The organism is Chitinophaga sancti, from assembly GCF_034424315.1.
In the GTDB taxonomy this organism is placed as follows: domain Bacteria; phylum Bacteroidota; class Bacteroidia; order Chitinophagales; family Chitinophagaceae; genus Chitinophaga; species Chitinophaga sancti.
The window spans coordinates 5,214,750-5,235,141 of sequence record NZ_CP139972.1; the positions used below are offsets into that span (position 1 = coordinate 5,214,750).

At 44.4% G+C, this 20,392-nt stretch carries 17 protein-coding genes; 5 read left to right on the top strand and 12 right to left on the bottom strand.

Annotated elements, in window-relative coordinates; translation table 11 throughout:
- Positions 1 to 76 precede the first annotated feature (76 nt).
- Complete coding sequence (locus tag U0033_RS20160; RefSeq protein ID WP_072358509.1) at positions 77 to 820, top strand: biotin--[acetyl-CoA-carboxylase] ligase; 744 nt, start codon at positions 77 to 79, stop codon at positions 818 to 820.
- A 430-nt stretch (positions 821 to 1,250) separates the two neighbouring features.
- Here the strand turns inward: U0033_RS20160 and U0033_RS20165 are convergent, their stop codons facing one another.
- The 4 genes from U0033_RS20165 to U0033_RS20180 form a co-directional block, all read right to left on the bottom strand.
- On the bottom strand, positions 1,251 to 1,586 hold the full coding sequence (locus U0033_RS20165; RefSeq protein WP_072358511.1) for a translation initiation factor: 336 nt from the start codon (positions 1,584 to 1,586) through the stop codon (positions 1,251 to 1,253).
- 15 nt (positions 1,587 to 1,601) lie between these two features.
- Positions 1,602 to 2,480, bottom strand: coding sequence for a diacylglycerol/lipid kinase family protein (locus U0033_RS20170; RefSeq protein ID WP_072358513.1), 879 nt, complete (start codon positions 2,478 to 2,480; stop codon positions 1,602 to 1,604).
- Positions 2,481 to 2,499: 19 nt separating this feature from the next.
- On the bottom strand, positions 2,500 to 3,345 hold the full coding sequence (gene nadC / locus U0033_RS20175) for a carboxylating nicotinate-nucleotide diphosphorylase (protein ID WP_072358515.1): 846 nt from the start codon (positions 3,343 to 3,345) through the stop codon (positions 2,500 to 2,502).
- A 106-nt stretch (positions 3,346 to 3,451) separates the two neighbouring features.
- On the bottom strand, positions 3,452 to 3,871 hold the full coding sequence (locus tag U0033_RS20180; protein ID WP_072358517.1) for a DUF4783 domain-containing protein: 420 nt from the start codon (positions 3,869 to 3,871) through the stop codon (positions 3,452 to 3,454).
- A 356-nt stretch (positions 3,872 to 4,227) separates the two neighbouring features.
- On the opposite strand from U0033_RS20180, the gene gpmI reads away from it, so the two are divergent.
- The 3 genes from gpmI to uvrC all read left to right on the top strand — a co-directional run bounded on the left by gpmI (position 4,228) and on the right by uvrC (position 8,374).
- The gene (gene gpmI, locus U0033_RS20185; RefSeq protein WP_072358519.1) at positions 4,228 to 5,751 is read left to right on the top strand and encodes a 2,3-bisphosphoglycerate-independent phosphoglycerate mutase; all 1,524 of its coding nucleotides are present in this window, start codon (positions 4,228 to 4,230) and stop codon (positions 5,749 to 5,751) included.
- Between the two features lie 237 nt (positions 5,752 to 5,988).
- The gene (locus tag U0033_RS20190) at positions 5,989 to 6,555 is read left to right on the top strand and encodes a hypothetical protein (RefSeq protein WP_072358521.1); all 567 of its coding nucleotides are present in this window, start codon (positions 5,989 to 5,991) and stop codon (positions 6,553 to 6,555) included.
- A gap of 16 nt (positions 6,556 to 6,571) precedes the next feature.
- Entirely contained in the window at positions 6,572 to 8,374 is a 1,803-nt protein-coding gene (gene uvrC / locus U0033_RS20195; protein ID WP_072358523.1) for an excinuclease ABC subunit UvrC, read from the top strand.
- Between the two features lie 111 nt (positions 8,375 to 8,485).
- Here uvrC and porN read toward each other — a convergent pair whose 3' ends face one another.
- From porN to U0033_RS20235, 8 genes are all read right to left on the bottom strand, one after another.
- Complete coding sequence (gene porN / locus U0033_RS20200) at positions 8,486 to 9,517, bottom strand: type IX secretion system ring subunit PorN/GldN (RefSeq protein ID WP_083571412.1); 1,032 nt, start codon at positions 9,515 to 9,517, stop codon at positions 8,486 to 8,488.
- 10 nt (positions 9,518 to 9,527) lie between these two features.
- On the bottom strand, positions 9,528 to 11,063 hold the full coding sequence (porM, locus tag U0033_RS20205) for a type IX secretion system motor protein PorM/GldM (RefSeq protein WP_072358527.1): 1,536 nt from the start codon (positions 11,061 to 11,063) through the stop codon (positions 9,528 to 9,530).
- 57 nt (positions 11,064 to 11,120) lie between these two features.
- Positions 11,121 to 11,870 (bottom strand): type IX secretion system motor protein PorL/GldL, encoded by a 750-nt coding sequence (gene porL / locus U0033_RS20210; RefSeq protein ID WP_072358529.1) that lies wholly within the window; start codon positions 11,868 to 11,870, stop codon positions 11,121 to 11,123.
- Positions 11,871 to 12,122: 252 nt separating this feature from the next.
- Positions 12,123 to 13,403 (bottom strand): T9SS ring complex lipoprotein PorK/GldK, encoded by a 1,281-nt coding sequence (gene porK, locus U0033_RS20215; RefSeq protein WP_072359042.1) that lies wholly within the window; start codon positions 13,401 to 13,403, stop codon positions 12,123 to 12,125.
- A 496-nt stretch (positions 13,404 to 13,899) separates the two neighbouring features.
- The gene (locus tag U0033_RS20220; RefSeq protein ID WP_072358531.1) at positions 13,900 to 15,933 is read right to left on the bottom strand and encodes a thioredoxin domain-containing protein; all 2,034 of its coding nucleotides are present in this window, start codon (positions 15,931 to 15,933) and stop codon (positions 13,900 to 13,902) included.
- 169 nt (positions 15,934 to 16,102) lie between these two features.
- On the bottom strand, positions 16,103 to 16,894 hold the full coding sequence (locus tag U0033_RS20225) for a uroporphyrinogen-III synthase (protein ID WP_072358533.1): 792 nt from the start codon (positions 16,892 to 16,894) through the stop codon (positions 16,103 to 16,105).
- 33 nt (positions 16,895 to 16,927) lie between these two features.
- Positions 16,928 to 18,016: a DUF4271 domain-containing protein gene (locus U0033_RS20230; RefSeq protein WP_072358535.1), complete on the bottom strand. Its 1,089-nt coding sequence runs from the start codon at positions 18,014 to 18,016 to the stop codon at positions 16,928 to 16,930.
- 106 nt (positions 18,017 to 18,122) lie between these two features.
- Positions 18,123 to 18,956 carry a helix-turn-helix domain-containing protein gene (locus tag U0033_RS20235; RefSeq protein ID WP_072358537.1) on the bottom strand — a complete coding sequence of 278 codons (834 nt, stop codon included), beginning with the start codon at positions 18,954 to 18,956 and terminating at the stop codon, positions 18,123 to 18,125.
- Positions 18,957 to 19,098: 142 nt separating this feature from the next.
- Here U0033_RS20235 and U0033_RS20240 point away from each other — a divergent pair, with 142 nt between their 5' ends.
- On the top strand, positions 19,099 to 20,304 hold the full coding sequence (locus U0033_RS20240; protein ID WP_083571414.1) for an MFS transporter: 1,206 nt from the start codon (positions 19,099 to 19,101) through the stop codon (positions 20,302 to 20,304).
- The last annotated feature ends 88 nt before the right edge of the window (positions 20,305 to 20,392 follow it).

Sequence of the window (20,392 nt, forward strand, 5' to 3'; positions counted from 1 at the left end):
CTGTTTTTGCAACTGTTAAGGAAATGATAAAATGATTTACTTTGCCTTTCCAAAATAAATCAACGAATTTTTTCCAATGACAGGACAGCCTTTCTATATCCTAAATTCAGTAGACAGCACCAATAACTATGCCATGGAGCAGGTAAATACGGGCCTGGTGACATCCGGTACAGCATGGTTTGCAATGGAACAAACGGCCGGAAAAGGACAACGCGGAAAACAATGGTCATCACCCAAAGGAGAAAACATCGCTTTGACAATAGCGCTGGAACCTACTATGCTGCCCCTTTCCAGGCAATTTATGCTAAGCGTGGCCGTAGCCCTCGGCGCATCAGATTTCTTTTCAAAATATGCTGGTGATGAGACAGGTATTAAATGGAGTAACGATATTTATTGGCGTGACAGAAAGGCAGGGGGCATTTTGATCGAAAATGTACTTCGTGGAAATACATGGCAATATGCCATAACGGGCATCGGATTCAACATTAACCAGGCTTCATTTCCGTCACATTTACCGAATCCGGTGTCACTCAGGCAAATCACCGGTAAAACCTGGGATTCAGCCACTTTAGCAAAGGAACTCTGCCAGTTTTTACACCTGCGTTTTGAACAATTATACCCCGCTCATTACAATGATCTGCTGGATGCTTATAAAAGCAGGCTGGTACGTATGAATAAGCCCGGTCTATACAGAAAAGACGGGGAAATATTTGAAGGAACCATCAAAGACGTACTACCAGATGGTAAACTTTGCCTGGAAAAAGATGGAAATATTTTACAACTCGGATTTGGGGAGATAGAATTCATTTTTCCTAAATGATATCGTCCGGTTTCGATTAAAGCGAACACCTAAAATGATACGGATTACGTGCCGCAGTCATGTTAAAAATATAGGTTGGATGACGGGGTCACGTAATCCGTTTGGTATCTTGTTTCTACTGCAGAGCGGGTAGTTGGTTGTTGTTTCATAGCAGTTCATCAAAAAGCCAGATGAAAACAAGATTTTGGTTGATAAAGGGTAAGTCTAAATTGTGAAAACTTTGTTAATTTATCAAATTAAAAAATGCAACAAAGAAACATATAATTTTAATTACTAACTGTTTATGACTTATTTGGTGGAATAAAAGCGGATCCATACCCCATTTTCTGGAGAACCCCATGGACGCACTGGAAAAACAATTTCCTCCTGCATCCGAACAAGGCATTCATCAATATAAAACCACCGCAATTTACAGGCCTGCTCAATGTAGTTATTTGGCTTTATAACCCCAGTCCTGCAGCCATTTGATGACTTTCTCCCTGTAATCTCCCTGGATCAGGATCTGGCCATCTTTTGCACTACCACCGGTACCGCATTTTGTTTTGAGGTCTTTGCCCAGTTTTTCCAGGTCTTCTTCTTTCCCTACGAAGCCGTCTACCAGCGTTACCACTTTACCTGCCCGCTGCTTCGTATCCAACTTTACACGCAATTGCTGCTGGGCAGGAGGGAGGGTGTTGATCTCCTCCTGGTCATCATTATTCGATGGTGTAAAATTGGGATCCGTAGAATAAACGATCCCGCCGCTGTTATTTTTCTTTTTGGACATAATACTCGTATTTAATTATGCTACAATTACCTGCAGGGAAGCGGGTTCTACCCTGAAGAGTACCTGCCCCTGACTGGTGAGTGGCACCGCATCTCCATCTACCTGCAAATGGGCAAGTTCAGGGCTTTTCACCAGGATCTGCTTACCCATATAATGATTCATGTAACTGGTCTTGTCAACATTCCCCATGAGTGAATAGAAACCTAATGGCACTAATCCAAAGAAAGGCATGGGCGGAACAACGCATACATCGAGGGTACCATCGAAAACGCTTGCGTTGGGTGCGAGCTTGAATTCATAACCAAACTGGTTACCGTTGGCAACTGTGAACATAAATGCTTTCTGTTCAAGTTGCTGCCCGTCAATATCGATCTTATAAGAAGGACCTCTGTATTTATTGAAACTGCTGATCACCAGTTTTGCATATCCCCACAACCCTCTCTTCTTTGTATTTCTGAACTGGTCAGCGATGAGGGCATCAAAGCCTACGCCGGCATTACTGAGGAATAAGTGTTCATTGGCATATCCGATGTCAATAGGCTTCCGTTTTCCGTTGGCAATCAGCTCCAGCGCCAGAGGCACTTTCAGCGGTATCTTCAGGGCTCTGGCCAGGCCATTGCCGCTACCTAAGGGAATTACAGCCAGTGCAGTATCAGTACCAATCAGGCCTTGTGCTATTTCATTGATGGACCCATCTCCACCTACTGCTACCACCGTATCTACTCCCTGGGTAACCGCTTCCCTGGAAAGGTCAGCACCATGCCCCAGGTACTCCAGGTGTTTTATTTCTACCTGGAAGGCTTTAGGTGTCAGGTATCGCCGGATCACTCCTTCTAACCGCTTCTGTCTGTCTGTACCGGCTTTCCGGTTGATGATAAATAATATCTTTCTCAACGCAAGGGATATTTCTGTTTTAAATAGCTTTCAGGCTCAGGTCAAGACTCACCGCGTGGTGAATGACAGCTCCTGCTGATACGTAATCTACTCCTGTCTTTGCATACTCCTCAATCGTATCCAGGTTAATGCCTCCTGAAGCCTCTGTTTCATATTTCCCGTCTATCAGCAATAATGCCTGGTGCAATTGTGCAGGAGTAAAATTGTCCAGCATAACGCGATGTATTTTTCCAACAGCCAGCACTTCCTTTACATCATCGAGATTACGGGTTTCTACTTCAATCCGCAAAGGTAATCCGTTCTCTTTAAGATAAGCGACTGTTCTGTTTACAGCAGCTGTAATACCACCTGCAAAATCGATATGATTGTCTTTCAGCATTACCATATCATACAGCCCCATTCTATGATTGACACCGCCGCCAATTCTTACCGCTTCTTTTTCCAGGAGACGGAAGTTAGGTGTTGTTTTACGGGTATCCAGCAGTTTGGTCCGGTAGCCGTTCAGTTTCTGTACGTATTGATGGGTAAGTGTAGCAATACCACTCATGCGCTGCATACAGTTCAGTACCAGTCTTTCAGCCATGAGCAGGGTATGTACGGAAGCATGCACTTCAAATGCCGTTTCGCCGACAGTCATGGCTTCTCCATCTTTCTTCAGGGGAGTAAACACAGTTTCCGGATCGAGCAGGCGGAAAATGACCGGAGCTACCTCCATTCCTGCCAGGATGCCGTCCTCCTTTATCTTCAATATGGCACCACCTCTGGCATTTGCCGGTATACAAGCCAGGGTGGAGTGATCTCCGTCTCCTATATCTTCTGCCAGTGCGCTGCGAATAAGGTTTGTTAATGCTGGTTCCTGTAACATACTATTGCTTTGAAATAACGAAAGTAAGCGAATTTTAACTGACCCTTTCAAACAAAAAAAGTCCGGAGAAGTACTCCGGACTAAACAATATCAATCTTAACAATCACTATTTATTTTCAAATCGAAGCTCATTGAGTACCATTGAGCCGCCCTTCTTTTGTAAGAAAAAGGATGTACGAAATGCACCGCCGGAGGTACCCATATTACCGATACCAAAACGGGATCCACCTCCGCCTTCGCCCTGATGGATCAGTTCGAAAGACTTAACCTGATTCTTTGAAAAAAAGTCTTTTAATATAATTTCAGCCTGAGACTTGCTATAAGAGCTGGATTTACCTGAGATGTTGATTTCAACAGTATTATCAAGATAACGGGAAAGCGAACTAGCATCGCCCGATTTGATGGAGCTGACCACATCTTCGAAAGGACCAGCAGCACCCGGATTCAAGGCAGCTGCTGACATTGTAAATGCAGTGACAATGCCTGCTAACAGCACCACTCCCAGCACGTACATTAACTTTTTCATCGCCAGTATTTTATTAGATAGTAAAGTTTTCATCATCAGTGTGAAATGGGCTAAAACTATGCCAAATTGCGGGTTGACGCGGAAAATACAATTATCGTTGTATCATCCAATTGGTAATTAATGCAAAATTAAAAATATATAATTTTAGAATAAAACTTAAGTGCAAGTTATGAAAAGTAAATATTCTTCCGGGATAAGTGCCTGGATGATAAGAAAGCCGGGCCAGGCCTGACCTAAATCAGGTTGTAAAAATTCAACTGATATGAATTTTGCCTCCAAATGATCAAAAGACTATTGGAATTGAAGGATGCTTGTTAACTTTACGATCTTACTGCTTTAAAATCTCAACCGGATATATGGAAAAGAAAAAAGCCATGCTCGTTATCATGGATGGATGGGGACAAGGACAGGTTCCTACCGCTGACGCAATAGCAAATGCCAAGACACCTTTCGTGAGCAGTCTTTATTCAAAGTACCCACATAGTACACTCGTTACTTGTGGCGAACAGGTAGGCTTACCGGATGGACAAATGGGTAACTCAGAAGTAGGTCACCTCAACCTTGGTGCCGGTCGTATTGTATACCAGGAACTGCAGCGTATCAATGTTGCTGTCCGTACCGGGGAACTGGCATCTAACGCTGTGTTGCAGGAAACTTTCAACTACGCTAAAGACAAAGATAAAGCCCTTCACCTGATTGGTCTGGTAAGTGACGGCGGTGTGCACTCTCACATCACTCACCTGAAAGCGCTGACCCAGATTGCGAAAGAAAAAGGTCTGACCAAAGTATACATTCACGCCTTCACCGATGGCCGTGATACAGATCCTAAAGGTGGTCTCGGTTACTTCGCTGACCTGCTGCCTCACCTGGCACAAACTACCGGTCAGGTAGCCAGCATCACAGGCCGTTATTACGCAATGGACCGCGATAAACGCTGGGAACGTGTGAAACTCGCTTACGATGCCCTGGTAAATGGTACAGGAACTCCTGCTACCGATGTACTGGCAGCTATGAAAGCTTCTTACGAAGCAGGTGTAACTGACGAATTTATCAAGCCAGTGATCATTACTGACGCTGCTGGTAAACCAGTCACCACTATACAGGAGGGCGATGCTGTACTTTGCTTCAACTTCCGTACTGACCGTTGTCGCGAAATCACCCAGGTACTCACCCAACAGGCTTTCCCTGACTTCGGCATGAAACCACTGAACCTGTTCTACACCACCATGACTGAGTATGATAAAACATACAAAGGCGTGCACGTGATCTTCGAAAACGATAACCTGGCCAATACCCTGGGCGAAGTGCTGGAACAAAATGACCGCACCCAGATCCGTATCGCAGAAACTGAAAAATACCCACACGTATCTTTCTTCTTCTCCGGTGGCCGCGAAAAAGAATTTAAAGGCGAACGCCGTCTGATCGTAGCTTCCCCTAAAGTAGCTACTTACGACCTGCAGCCGGAAATGAGCGCTCCTGAAGTAACCAATACGATCGTAGCTGAAATCAACCAGAAATCAGCCGACTTCATCGCCCTCAACTTCGCAAACGCTGACATGGTGGGTCATACCGGTGTATGGGAAGCCGCCATCAAAGCAGTAGAAACAGTTGATACCTGCGTAAGCAAGGTAGTGACTGCTGCCCTGGCGAACGACTATACCGTGTTCCTGACCGCAGACCACGGAAACGCTGACTTCATGGTGAACGGTGACGGTACACCAAATACCGCTCACACCCTGAACCTGGTACCTTACTTCATCATCAGCAATGATTTCAAAGGTGAAGTAAAACCTGGTAAACTGGGAGACGTTGCACCTACGATCCTGACACTGATGGGATTACCAATTCCAAAAGAAATGAGTGGTAATATCCTAATATAATTGCTGGTTCTACCGCAGCTAAAAGGCCGTTCTGTGAGTACAGAGCGGCCTTTTTATTTTTCCGCCTTACTGTAACTATTTTGTCAGGTAAACCGTTTTACGTTTTTAGTGCTCTCGACAGATTTGCTCATGCATCAGATGCGCCGTGTTCACGGCGCATTATTTTTTACCATTAACCGCAGGTGCAGTTCAGTTTGCTGCCCCTTCCAATTCCTCATACTTCGCTACCTTTGCTGCATGAAATTTTTCTGGACATTACTGACTGGCACTATTCTCTTTAGCTCCTGCAAGACCGGCTCTTCCACCCCTCCTCAAACTGGCAGCGGATACAGGGATCTGAAAAGCTACTTCCAGGTAGAACTTAAGGAGCTGGAACAACAAAAACCTGGCTTATTCAAAACAGTTTCATTGAACACAATGCATGATAGCGTTGCTATCAATGCCCCCGATTCCCTGCAACTGCATAATATGCTGGCCCCCTTTATGGACGTAGACCTTCACAAACCCAGTTTACAGGGTGCCTACGATACCATCTTACTGGCAGATCAGTTTACCGGCAAGCGTTCCCTGATGTACAAAGCAAAGGAAGCATCTACCCTCCCCCAGGAAATTATCCTCGAATTAGACAATGCACAGCATATCACAGCCGTACAGCTGAACAAGCATGTACGCAACCTCGTTTATGAGTACGAACAAAACCTCGAGTATCAGCACAATCATCATATCCGGATCACGACAAGACAGCACATCGCTTTCCTGCCCGAGAAAGAACTGGATATAAAGATTGCGATGAGACATCTTTAATGACTTTATTGATCAGATGACAGCAGCGGAATTTTCACAGATATCACATACCATTCCCCTTCAACCAGGTATTTACAAATACTATAGTGAAGGCGGCGAGCTCCTGTACGTGGGAAAAGCGAAAAGCCTGCGGAAACGGGTGAGCTCTTATTTTGTAAAGAATCACGATAGTTTTAAGACCAGGAAACTGGTTGAACATATTCATCATATTGAGTTCACCATTGTAGGCTCCGAACAGGATGCCTTCCTGCTGGAGAACTCACTGATTAAACAGTTCCAGCCCAAATTCAATATCAACCTCAAGGACGACAAAACTTATCCTTATCTCGTGATCAAACACGAGTCGTTTCCAAGGGTCTTCTTTACCCGGAATGTGGTTAAAGATGGATCAGAATACCTGGGTCCATATACCTCCGTATGGAGAGTAAAAGAACTGATGGAAGTAATCAAGTCCAACATCCCTTTACGGACCTGTAACCTCAACCTTTCACCGCAGAATGTTGCTAAAGGCAAATACAAAGTTTGCCTGGAATATCACCTGGGAAACTGCAAAGGGCCTTGCGAAAGCTTGCAGACAGAAGAAGATTACCGGGAAGGCTTATCGCAGGTAAAAAATATCCTGAAAGGTAATCTCTCCCCGATCCTGCAACACTTTCGCCAGCTGATGTCGGAGTATGCGATGAACATGGAATTTGAGAAGGCAGAAATGATGCGGAAAAAGATTGAAAAACTACAGGATTATCAATCCAAGTCTACCATTGTGAATACTAAGGTGGGTAATGTAGACGTCTTTTCTATCATTAGCGAAGGCAATCATGCATACGTAAATTATCTGCGCGTACTGAACGGCACTATTGCAGATACAAAGACTGTTACGCTTGAGAAGAAACTGGAAGAGGAAAATGAGGAGGTATTAGCATATGCAGTGAACTACCTGAGAGATGCATTCAAGAGTGTGACAAAAGAGATTGTTGTGCCGATAGAAATAGAATATCCTGAAGAGAATATAGTAGTCACAGTTCCGAAAGGAGGGGATAAGAAGAAATTACTGGAACTCTCTGAGAAGAATGTAGATTACTTCAAGGAAGAACTATACCGTAAGAAGATCCTGCACCTGGAAGGTAAGAGTGATATGGAGAAGAAGAAAGTGCTGTACCAGTTACAGGCAGATCTTGAGCTGGTAGAATTACCAACGCATATAGAGTGTTTCGATAACTCGAATTTCCAGGGAGCGTATCCCGTATCAGCCTGCGTGGTATTTAAGGATGGCATAGCTTCAAAAAAAGACTATCGTCATTTTAATGTGAAGACGGTGGAAGGGATCAATGACTTTGCTTCAATGAAGGAAGTGGTATTTCGCCGTTATAGCCGTTTGCTGACCGAACAGCAGCCTTTACCGCAACTTGTGATCATAGATGGTGGTAAGGGGCAGTTAGGGGCAGCAATGGATAGTATACGGGCATTGGATCTGGTGGGGAGTATGACGGTGGTAGGGCTGGCGAAGAATGAGGAAGAGATCTTCTTTCCGGGGGATAAGGATAGTATCAAATTGCCCTATGATAGTGAGAGCCTGAAACTGATAAGAAGGGTACGTGATGAGGTGCATAGATTTGGGATTACCTTCCACAGGAATAAGCGAAGTAAGGGAACGTTTAAAAATGAACTGGAAGGTATAAAGGGGATAGGGGAGAACACGGCTACACAGTTGTTAAAAACCTTCCGGTCAGTAACAAAGATTAAGTTGCTGACAGAAGAAGACCTGGCGAAGGAAGTAGGGGCAGCAAAAGCGAAATTGATTTACACACATTTTCATCCTTAATAAATTAAGACAGGCGGAACCGCGAAGCGATTCCGCCTGTCTTAAAAACAAGAAAGGGAATCGCTTCGCGATTCCCTTTCTTGTTTATTATTTTTATTCTGCGAGCAGCTATTAATACTGCCACATATCCTGTTCTTTATTGAAGATCTTATCCTTCACAGCCTGACCTTCCAACAATCTCATAGTACCGTCTTTGATATAATCCTTAATCTCGCGGTTATAAGTATTGTTTTCTTTGGTAACGTAGCTGGTGAAGAAACGCATTTCGAACAGATCTTCCCAACTCATTGTAGCCGCATCGTTATTCTGGTTGTATACATCGTATTTAGCCAGGATAGGACGCATATCAGGATAATACACCCAGAACAGCGGGATAGCCGCACGGAAGGAACCATCTTCGTTCATACGGGATACCATTGGAGCGATACCGAGGATACGAACTTTCAGCTGGGACGCTTCCTTGTCGAACACCCAGATTTCTTTGATCTTATACTGTACAACAGTACGTGGATCGAAGTCGTCACGGGTAGTTACCATCTTTTCTTCGCCTGTTACAGGGTCGATACTACGGATGGTTTTTTCTTCGCCGCTCAGTTTATTCTGGATCTCATCGTAAGCGATTGGAGTAGTGAACCTGTCGTCGATAGGACTGAAGGCTTCTACTTCCTTGCTCTTGATAGCATTGAGTATGATATTAATGAACAGCTGGCTGGTACCATTTTCATCCTCAACATTGTACTGAAAAGGAAGGTTCATCTTTTCCCGGGTGTCTATCACCTGCCAGATCTTCTTTTCCCAGAATTCGTCATCTGAACGAATGTGGTCGTAGAGAATAGGCGTACGGTCTTTGATGAAGTTCTTTTCAGAGATACCATCGATACGCTGTGATTTACGCGGGGTATCTACCGGTGTACCGATACCATCAGGGCGCAGTGACGTTCCTGGGGATGGTGGAGGGGGCGGTGGCGGCGCAACGCTGTTACCTGTAGCAGGATTTACTACGGAAGCATCTTGGACAGCTGCATCGGGAGTCGCCGACTTACGACGTGTACCTCCACGGCGTTGTGCATCAGCCTGAGATGCCAGCAGGATAACCAGCATTAGGGAACACCAACCAATTTTGTTAAGGATGACTGCTCGCATAGAAAATATATTAGTTTATCTTGAAATTGATATTGCTCATATCTCTTACTTTACCATCCGGACCCTTTACACGAACGTTATCGAAGTAAACCTGGTCACCTGGTTTCAGGCTACGGATAGCACCCATTACAGAGCTAGGGAAGTAAGCGGAATTTGCCTCACCTTCAACATAATCGCCGGAACGAGGTTGGATACCGATACGGTAGCTTACAACATCGTATTTTACGCCGTCGAATACGAAGTCTTCCAGATCAGCACGCAGACCGCCCTGTACTTTGAACTCAGCAGCTTTCATAGATGGGCCTTTGCTCAGACCAACTTTCAGCACTGGGTCAGGGATGTATTTGATACGGAATTCTTTTTGACCTAAAGTTTTTGGTTTACCGTCGATGGTAGCACCTACGGTTACCACTGCTTTACCTGGTGCGCTTACAACTACTGCGTATTGGCCGGTAGCTTTCTTCGTCATGGAACCAGCAGAAATGCTTGCTGTAATTGCTTCACCTGGTACACCACCTGCAGATACTGAGATTGGGTTTGATAAACCAATGTACAGTACGTTCATTTTATCAGCAGAGATAGATGTGGTAGAAGCACCTACAGTATACGCTTCATTGAAAGTCATAGTCTCAGCGCTACCATCTGGTTTCTTGATGGAAACAGTACCTGTGAGGGTTTTATCACCGATACCGGAAACTGGCATCGTGTAAGTACCCAGACCTTCAACCGCAGTAATGTTCTGGCCATTAACTGAGATTTCAGGATTCACAGTGCTGCTGTATGCACCTACTGCGATCTGTGCTGTCAATGTCTGACCTTCCATCAGATTCTTGGAATTCAGGGAAACCAATGGTCTGATCTTGTCAAAACGAATGATGTTTTTGCTAATCTGTGCCAGGAGATCATCAATGATCAGTGACTCAGAGTTTTTAACGTCGTTCTGGAATTTACTCAGAATGGTAACAGCCGCGATAGTTGGCACCATTTCAAAGTGGTAAGAAGTCCAGTCCTTCTTTTTTGGTCCGTGGCCACCGTGAGACTCACCTACCACAATTTTCAGTGGTAAAGATTTGTCAAAAGCAGCTTTATCCTTAGGATCAACGTAAGTCAGCAGCTGCTCGCGCAGTTCTTTCAGACGTTTTTCCAGTTCAGGTCCTTGTTTGCGATTTTCCATGACGCGAGTTGGCGCGTCCAGGTCAGATTTAGATTTGATATCACCATACTCGTCCAATCCACCGGATTCTCTGATGATCGTATTCTTTAACGTATCGAGATACACGGTCATTGCCTGGGAAAGTTTTTTTACTTCTTCGGCTTTTGCTTTCAGTGGACCTACTTTACCAGGGTCAGAAGACGCCTGGGAGTCGAAATTGGCGTAGGTAATGTCGTTCTTTTCTGTGATCGACTTATTCGACGTAATGATTGAGTTGTTTACTATATTAAATGCGTTCAATATCTCAGCAGAAACGTTCAATGCAAGCATGGCCGTTAAGACCAAGTACATGATATTGATCATCTTCTGCCTGGGATCTTTAGGTAGTGCCATAGTTTGTTTTCAGATTAAATGATTGTCTGTTGTTAATTCCAAAACTATAAGCGTTACTTATCTTCCCTGCATTGCGCTGAGCATGTTACCGTAAACGGTGTTCAGATTGCTCAGATTTTTAGCGAGCTGGGAGATTTGATCCTGAGTTTTACGCGCGTCATCTACGCTGCTGGTCATAGCTGAAGAAACTTTGAGCAGATTTCCGTAGAAATTGTTCATTGCCTTCAGATGATTGTTAGTGTCCTGGAGTTCCAGTTCATAGATCGCATTCAGAGAAGCCAGGTTTTTGGTCATACCCTGCATTTGCTCATGGAAAGATCTTGTAGACTCAGAAGCACTGTTGAAAGAAGCAACAGCCGATGCTGCTGTAGTGTAAGCGTGAGCAACGTTAGTGATTGCGCTGGCAGCTTCCCTTGTTTTCTGGGTGTAGTCGCCTGTAGCCGCAACAACGTCGCTGATGTCCCTCATCTTATCTACTGTGGTACCTAATTTCTGGAAGTTCTCGCTCAGGCGTTGCAGTGATACAGGAGTGATGTCAGCTTCTTCCAGCATCTTGTCCAGGCCAGCCAGTGCAGGGCTACCACCAGCAACAACAGAAACCTGTGTTTCGCCGTGATCTCCGCCACCACTATCTGGTACGAATGCATATACAAAGAAGATTAATGCCTCAGTGCTCAAACCAACGATCAGGGCGATATCCGCGCCTGGCCAGTGTTGCAGTTTGAACAACGCTCCGATAATTACTACTGATGCCGCGATACAAACAAAGAAATTAAGCCATTTCGATGTAGTAGGATTCATAGCCATAGGTCAAAATTTACTGGTTAAAGTGTTAAAGGTTAAATTGTTGTTATGGAATAGTTGTTGCTCATCGATGATTTGCGGTTTCATAATGTACATCATACGGTTCCTCATGTTGAACATATTTTTATTTGTTTAACACACACTACATGCCTGTCCCAAAGGCACCCGGTACAAACCACCGGTACGTCTTCGATACTGCCTGCGTCCTTGCCCATCCATCCGTAATGCTGATTATACTATTGAATGCTGTCCAGATTAATGGTGACCAAAATCATTTTTAGAACGGCTCAGGAATGCAATCGTACATCTGAATCCAATGTAAGACTTAGCACTGTCCTGATATTCATAAGAGCGTGTACCTGTTTGAAGGAAATATCCGATATCTTTCCAGCTACCGCCTCTTACAGCTTTACGCTTCATTTTTGGTGGTGCATCATCTGTAACGTCCATACGGAGATATGGGTTCATGTCAGATGTGAAGGAGTAGGCATTCTCATAGAAGATGTCCTGTGTCCATTCCGCTACGTTACCAGACATGTTGTACAGTCCGTAGTCGTTAGGCCAATAAGCGTCCGCTCTTACAGTGTAGAAACCACCATCTTCAGGATAGTTACCACGACCTGGTTTAAAGTTTGCCAGCAGACAGCCCTTCTTGTTGCGGATATAATAACCACCCCATGGATAAGGAGATTGCTCTCTACCACCACGTGCAGCATATTCCCACTGTGCCTCGGAAGGTAACTGGAATTTATCTTCAGTAAACAGATTCTTGGAGATACGATAGTCTTCCCAGAACTTACTACGCCATTCTGCGAATGCGTTAGCCTGGTGCCAGGTTACACCTACTACCGGATAATTGTCAAATGCCGGGTGCCAGAAGTACATTCTCGTCATAGGCTCGTTGTAAGCATAAGAGAAGTCCCTGATCCAGCACAAAGTGTCAGGATAGATCGCTACATCTTTCTTTACAATGAACTTAGAACGTGGCTTGTTTGCGTTCTCACGCAGCTTTGCCTGCTCCCAGTTGAATGTTTCTATATGATACACCAGTTTATGTACGTCGAATTCCTTACGACCATACAGGCGATCCTCCGGAGCATATGTCATCTGCTCCAGTTTATCCATGGTGCCTTTATCTTTGTAATTAATCTTCTGTTTCCAGTCGATCACATCCTGGCCGCCATCACTCTTAACATGGCTCAGCAATATGTGCGCGATAGAGTCTGTCACCCATTTTACGAACTGACGATACTCGTTATTTGTAATTTCCGTAGCATCCATGTAGAAGCCGGAAATGGAAATAGACTTGTTACGAGCAGTGTACGCATAGTTCAGATCCTCATCGCTGGGGCCCATGTGAAAGGTACCAGAAGGTACATACACCATTCCATAGGGTACAGGAGGGAAATACTTTGGTCTGGGACTAACTCCAATCAGCTGTCCTTGTGCATTTTTGGGGGTTTTACTACCACCGCAGCTGGCTAGCAGGCTAACCAGCAATACTGCTAACAGACCACTTGAAAAATTAAGCTTCATAAGGGTAGCTTTCATTGAAAATCATTTATTTCGATACAGCGACGCAGTTCCATTGGCCGAAATGACACTGCTTGCCGTCGCTAAGTTCTGAAACATGGCCGAATCTTCCCGGACCGCCCGGTCAGACTGATAAGCCAACCAGCCATTCACATTTTGTTGAATTCTAAAATGACTCTAAAGCTGCTGATTTATAGACAACTCCAGATATAACTGGTTGTTCGCTTGTTGGTTTCTTTTATATCTTGCCCGATCAGGTCGTGTTCTCAGAATCAGCACCTTTTGCCCATCACTCACCCGTATTGAATCTTAAGTAAGATAACAAATGTAATGATTAATTTTAATCCGTAGTTAGTTTTTAGCCAACTTTTTCATTCGCTCATAGGACCGATGACAATTAAATTAAACGTATTTTTTAACATTTTATTATATCCGACTCAAAATCCTTTTTTAACCGTTTCCTTTTTACAGAGATATGGTCATGCAAGATACATAAATATTATTTCAAATTAATAATTTCATCTATATAATTAACAGGTTTAATGCAATGATAATCTTCGCAAACATAGATCAGCGTCTCATTCGCCCGCTCCCGGTGTGACAGTAAGGGTATTTCAGGATTATCTTGCGTTGCTCCCAACAGTACCTTAAACGGAATATAATGCTTATTAGTATCCTCCATTCTCAACTTATAATCCGGCCCCACAATCGCAATTTCTTTTACCCCCTGCACCCGCTGCAATAGTAACCCCGCCCAAACCCCTAATGATGTCGGATACCTCACCGTAGTCTGCGCCTGACCTGCCTGCATTTTCATTGCCCTTTCGCCCCATTCCCCCTGGTCAAATACAACACCCAGGTACCAGAGATTAGCAGCCATGATTGCATTACCACTTGGGGTAGCTCCATCATATACTTCCTTCTTACGAACGATCACATCAGATTGACTTTCAACAGTATAATAGCAATATACACCCGTTTCATCAGAAAAATGCTGCAATACGAAAGTTGTCAGTGAAAATGCCTTGTCCAGGTAAGACTTGTCTCCCGTTACCTCCTGCAGCGCTATCAGCGCCCTGATCAACCAGGCATAATCATCCAGGAATGCCGGATATTTTGCCTGCCCGTTTTTGTACGTATGATAAAAGGACTCCTCACCATCTTTCCTGAAATGTACCCAGCAAAAATCCATGGCTTTCAAGGCCATGTTCCTGTAGCTTTCTTCCCCGGTTGCCGCAAAAGCCTTACAGCAGGCATGTATCATCAGGGCGTTCCATCCCAGCAGGAGCTTGTCGTCCAGCCCTGGTCTTACACGCTGGCTTCTCACTTCCATCAGTTTGGTAAGACCGGCAGCCAGCTGTTCGCTTAGCTTTTCTTCATCCAGTTGGTTGTCAACGGCAAAAGTGGATAAAGGCTGTTTAATCCAAAGGATATTCGTCTCTTCCCAATTCCCTTCTTCACTGATATCGTAAAAACGGCAGAACACATCGGCATCTGCCCCTAAAATCTCATCTATCTCAGCTTTGCTCCAGGTATAAAATTTCCCTTCTACACCCTCTGAATCTGCATCCAGCGCAGCATAAAAAGCACCCCCCACATCTGTCATTTCCCTTTGTATAAACTGCAGGGTTTCTGCTATCGTAATGGAATACAAAGGATTTCCTGTTATTAGGTAAGCCTCACTCATTACATCTACCAGCAGGGCATTGTCGTACAACATCTTTTCAAAATGCGGTGCGAGCCATTTAGCATCGGTGCTATAACGGGCAAAACCACCCCCTGCCTGATCATAGATCCCTCCCTGTATCATTTTGTTCAGCGATAGCAGCGCCTGGTTCAGGGCCGCCTGATCACCAAAACTATGATAGTAACGTAGCAGGTACTGAATGACAAAAGTGCCGGGGAACTTTGGCGCATTTCCAAATCCACCCCATTCCTTATCTGCCTGTTGCATTATGTTGTTGAAAATAATATCACATTGACTACGTGTGAATTGCTCTTCCTTTGGCAGCAGGTTGATCGTACTCCCGAATTTACTGGACTGCGCCAGGTGATCACGCATGTTAATTGCCTGTGTCTCAATATCTTCCCTTCTGTTTTTGAATGCATCTGACAAGGCCAGCAGCAGTTCCTCCCAGGAAGGGCGGTTATAGGCTTTCACAGGGGGGAAGTAAGTACCTCCATAGAATGGCAATCGCTCCGGGGTCAGGAACATATTCAGGGGCCAGCCACCGGAACCGGTCATGGCCTGCAGGGCATCCATATAAATATGGTCCAGGTCCGGTCTTTCCTCCCTGTCTATTTTAATATTAATAAAGTGCTCATTCATGATCCGCGCTGTCGCTTCATTCTCGAAGCTTTCGCGTTCCATGACGTGGCACCAGTGACATGCAGCATAGCCGATGCTAACTAAAATTGGTTTATCTTCTGCTATTGCCCTTTGTAAAGCTTCATCACCCCAGGGGTACCACTCTACAGGATTGTGCGCATGCTGTAGCAGATACGGACTCGTCTCGTTAGATAGTTTGTTCACGGTTATGGTCTTCCAGTAAATTCTTTTCCAAAAATAAGAAGGGACAGCTTTCGCTGTCCCTTAAGATATATTAATTTCCTGTTTTTTTTACAGATTATTTTTCCAACTACCCTGATTAACAGGTAGAAAGCTGTTATTCCGTGTCAATTCTTCCTTAAACCAGGAGGATTTACTTCTTGTTGGTACTAGCCAGGTATTGTTCCAGCGCAGCTACCATAGAAGGCGCTTGTGGTGCAGGTGCTTTTACATCCAACCTGAGACCTGCCTCTTCTACAGCGGCAGAGGTTGTAGGACCAAAGGCCCCGATGTGGGTTCCATTCTGCTCAAACTTGGGTACATTTTCAAAAAGTGACTTCACACCATAAGGGCTGAAGAACACAATCATATCATAATTTGTACCTTCAACTACCTCTTTTACATCGTTTGAAACGGTTTTGTAAAGAGTAGCTGTTGCGTATTCGCATTTGTTGGCTTTAAGCCATTCCTCAATGTCTTTCCGCTGGCTATCAGAACTCGGAAAGAGGAATTTCTCGTTGTCGCGATGTTTATTCATCACTTCCAGCAAACTTTTGGTAGAACCATCAGCTCCATAGAATACTTTACGCTTACGGTAAAGGATGAATTTTTGGAGATACAACGCAATTGCTTCTGTAATGCAGAAATACTTGCAATCCTGCGATACTTTGATCTTCATTTCTTCGCAAATGCGGAAGAAATGGTCTACAGCATTACGGCTCGTAAATATCACGGCAGTAAAAAGCTGTATGTCAATTTTCTGTTTCCTGAAATCTTTCGCGGACAGTCCCTCCACCCTTATAAACGGATAAAAATCCAACTTTACATTGAATTTTTTCGCTAGTTCAAAGTATGGTGATTTTTCTGTTTCAGGCTTAGGTTGGGAAATTAGAATTGACTGAATCTGTTTCGCTTGCAAATCTTTTTTTGGCCCGCCTTTAATCATACGTTTTTTTGCTCTTGTGTTAACAATAGGTGATCAATGACCGCCAGTTAACCAGACCAGCAGCACCTTTGTAATTATTAGTACCGGTGCTACTTCGAATGCGCAAAGGTAAAGAAAAAAATGTAATCTGCTGAAAGATAAGTATTGCTTTACCACCGAATAAGACCTGATATACCTGTATGCGACCAGTATTATGATGAAAAAAACCGAAATGTAAAGGAAGGCTCTTGCCAGTTCAGGCGTGCAAAAGGCCAGAATAACGAGGAATGGCACAAGCAGAATCCCCAACACTTTATTGATCAGATACAAAATAAAAATATATGCATCTGCCAGCTCCGCACTACCGAATAACCAGCCGCAAAACCTTAATGCCACATATTTTACACTATATACCAATGCCACCAAAATGATCAATGCAGGGATCACCATCCAGGCATTGTTGACAGATATATAGTTTTGACGATACATCAGCAAGTACAGATACATCGCCAGACTAATCACAAAGAATGCATTCAGCAGGAAGTTGGGGAAAGGGCTCTGTGACAATTGATCCTTCAACTGGCGCTGGCTCAGGGTTGGGTTCATAAAAGCCCTGAACAGGTCCGTGAAATACTTTAGATAACTCAGGCGGATAATACCCAGTAATAGCACCACACCACCCATTACATACACCAGCCAGTCAAGATCTCTGTAGGCCCGGACAGGGTTGAGGTCCAGTCTGTGTGGCTTATCCTTTTTCAAATATATATTGCTGGCGGTCAATGTCTTTAAATACTTCTCATAAGCCGTTTCCTGATGCAAAGGTACGGTCTGTACCTGCGGAATACTATCAGTATGCAAGCTGTCAGTACCAGTTGCCGCAAGCGTAGCAGGCGCTGCTGGCGGAGCTATCGCTGTAGCCGGGTTATTCATTACAGGTGCTGTCGTAGCCGGAGTTACAGTCGCAGGTGCAGGCGCTTTACTTACAGCAGGAGTAGTGGCTACTTTAGGTGCTAAACTATCTTTCTTCACCACCGATACCTTCTTTTTCACCGGCTGCACAGTTCCTGTATCCTTACGGACATGGCTCTCTGTCGCCACAGGGGTCGTATGATGCACCGCTGCACTATCTTGTGCAGCCATCCGTAAACAGGGTAATATGAACAGGAACAATAACCAGGTTCGCACCTCAAATATTTTTTTATGCTGAAATATGATTGCTGGCAAAGATATAAAATAAGTACATCGACTATAGATGCGCTGCATCTTTTCTGTATGATCCGGGCTGTATTCCTTTGCGCTGTTTGAAATAATGTGATAAATGGCTGGCATCTGTAAATCCGAACTCATCGGCGATTTGTTTCATTGTTACTGTACCCGAAGCTATCCGGTTTTCTATCAGCTTAATCCGGTAATCGTTCACATAATCCCGGTAGCTAACATCAAAATTCCTCCTGAAATATGCACTGAAGTAATTTGGGCTGATATTGAAATGACCCGCTATATGCCGGATCTTTATCAATGAAGGGTCGTAAATATGCTGGTGAATATATGAGATCATTTCTTCCTTGTCGGGTTGACCCTGGTCAATTCTTACATTCATGCGAACCATCGCCTCCCGGATCAACCCGAATACCGATAATACCTGGAAGTACATCAGGGCCGAGTTCGACAGATCCTTCTCCTTTTTCCAATAGAGCAACAGGTTATCAATCGTATTCCGCAACACCAGCTTTCCCGCATCGTCCATTACCATCTTCATCTCTTTCAACAGCGTCAGCCGCATAATCTTTTCCGGAGAAGCTGATAAAGACAAGTAACTCCTTCCACTAAAATAACTGTCAGTAAACTTGATGAAGATAAACCGGCTCCGCTCTCCAATTTCAAAATAATGCTCATCCTCAGGGGAGATCAAAAACAGGTCTCCCGCTTCATATGGAATTCTGTTATTGTTATGCTGATGAATACCACTGCCCTTGTATACATAGATCATCTCGTAGTAAGTATGACTATGCACTGGCAAATGATAGACATCTGTGTTCATTTCGTCTAATTCCAGTGGCTCAAACTGTCTCCGCTTCATCTATTAAATTTACAATAATATATTCTACATATACCATTTTCACCAAAGAATACTACAGGAACTTTGCAGCTGGATGCACCAGGGTGTAATGCGCTATCAGCCTATACTACTTACGCACCTGTTGTTAATAAAATAATTGAATATGCAAACAGCACAAAATGCTGGTGTTTCATTGTCGAAAGTCCGTACAACCATAGCGGAATTCGTCGCCTTTACCTTTATTGGATACTTCACAATCGGTCTTGCACTGGCAGTATTGCCGTACTTTATCTATCACGACCTGGGCTTTAGTACAATGACTGCAGGCGTAGTCATCAGTCTTCAATACATTACCACCTTCCTGTTCAGGGGTTATGCCGGTGGCATCGTCGATAAAAAAGGGCCAAAACCCGCTGTATTAATGGGCATGATCGGCTTTGCAGTAAGTGGTGCCCTCCTGGTCATCGCTTATTTATGCAAGGGTATTCCTGTACTCAGCCTTTCCCTGCTGATCATTACCCGGCTGACCACCGGTTTTGCTGAAGGAATGATCGGGGCAAGCCCAATCAACTGGGCCATCCTGGCGGTGGGCGATGAGCATACCAGCAAGGCCATTTCTTATAATGGTATTGGTAGCTATGGCGCACTGGCTGTAGGTGCTCCTTTGGGTGCTATACTCCACCACAATTTCGGCATGAGTGCCATGGCTGGCCTGATCATGATCTGTGGTGTTATCGGATATTATTATGCAAAAGGCAAAACTCCGCTGAAATCTACTTCTACCGCTCCAAGACAAGCCTTTATGGATGTCTTTAAAATAATAACTCCCTTTGGTGTATGCCTGGCACTGGGCGGTTTGGGCTTTGGTACGATCTCCACCTTTATCACCCTGTATTATTCCCGGCTGGGATGGCAGGGGGCTGTAATGTGTCTCTCTATATTCAGTATCAGCTTTATCCTGGGCCGCTTGTTCTTCGAAGATTATATCAACAGGTATGGTGGTATGAAGACAGCGATCTTTTGCCTGCTGACAGAATCCATAGGTTTAGCCATTCTCTGGCAGGCATATAGCCCGCATATCGCATTAGCAGGCGCCGGTATTGCAGGCTTTGGATTTTCACTGGTATTCCCTGCATTGGGCGTAGAAGCCGTGAAATTAGTACCAGCTTCCAATAAAGGAGCTGCCTTGGGTGGCTATGGCGTGTTCATCGATCTTTCACTAGGTATTACCGGGCCACTGGTAGGCCTTGTGGAAAGCACTTTTGGCATGGGGCATATCTTTATGTTCAGCATGGTCATGGTGTTCACCGGGTTTATAATTGCCATACTCATAAATAACTGGCAGCGCAAAGGCGAAATGGTCGCGTAACATTTTGAATTTAACTGAACCGCAAGGGATTAAAGTGATTTTGGGAAAATCGCTTTAATCCCTTGTGGCATTTAAGACTAGTGATACC

What these genes read in the sequence shown, in the direction of transcription:
- U0033_RS20160 (WP_072358509.1), top strand. Translation starts at nt 77, where the DNA reads ATGACAGGACAGCCTTTCTATATCCTAAATTCAGTAGACAGCACCAAT.
- U0033_RS20165 (WP_072358511.1), bottom strand. Translation starts at nt 1,586, where the DNA reads ATGTCCAAAAAGAAAAATAACAGCGGCGGGATCGTTTATTCTACGGAT.
- nadC (WP_072358515.1), bottom strand. Translation starts at nt 3,345, where the DNA reads ATGTTACAGGAACCAGCATTAACAAACCTTATTCGCAGCGCACTGGCA.
- U0033_RS20180 (WP_072358517.1), bottom strand. Translation starts at nt 3,871, where the DNA reads ATGAAAAAGTTAATGTACGTGCTGGGAGTGGTGCTGTTAGCAGGCATT.
- gpmI (WP_072358519.1), top strand. Translation starts at nt 4,228, where the DNA reads ATGGAAAAGAAAAAAGCCATGCTCGTTATCATGGATGGATGGGGACAA.
- U0033_RS20190 (WP_072358521.1), top strand. Translation starts at nt 5,989, where the DNA reads ATGAAATTTTTCTGGACATTACTGACTGGCACTATTCTCTTTAGCTCC.
- uvrC (WP_072358523.1), top strand. Translation starts at nt 6,572, where the DNA reads ATGACAGCAGCGGAATTTTCACAGATATCACATACCATTCCCCTTCAA.
- porN (WP_083571412.1), bottom strand. Translation starts at nt 9,517, where the DNA reads ATGCGAGCAGTCATCCTTAACAAAATTGGTTGGTGTTCCCTAATGCTG.
- porM (WP_072358527.1), bottom strand. Translation starts at nt 11,063, where the DNA reads ATGGCACTACCTAAAGATCCCAGGCAGAAGATGATCAATATCATGTAC.
- porL (WP_072358529.1), bottom strand. Translation starts at nt 11,870, where the DNA reads ATGGCTATGAATCCTACTACATCGAAATGGCTTAATTTCTTTGTTTGT.
- porK (WP_072359042.1), bottom strand. Translation starts at nt 13,403, where the DNA reads ATGAAGCTTAATTTTTCAAGTGGTCTGTTAGCAGTATTGCTGGTTAGC.
- U0033_RS20225 (WP_072358533.1), bottom strand. Translation starts at nt 16,894, where the DNA reads ATGATTAAAGGCGGGCCAAAAAAAGATTTGCAAGCGAAACAGATTCAG.
- U0033_RS20230 (WP_072358535.1), bottom strand. Translation starts at nt 18,016, where the DNA reads ATGGCTGCACAAGATAGTGCAGCGGTGCATCATACGACCCCTGTGGCG.
- U0033_RS20235 (WP_072358537.1), bottom strand. Translation starts at nt 18,956, where the DNA reads ATGAAGCGGAGACAGTTTGAGCCACTGGAATTAGACGAAATGAACACA.
- U0033_RS20240 (WP_083571414.1), top strand. Translation starts at nt 19,099, where the DNA reads ATGCAAACAGCACAAAATGCTGGTGTTTCATTGTCGAAAGTCCGTACA.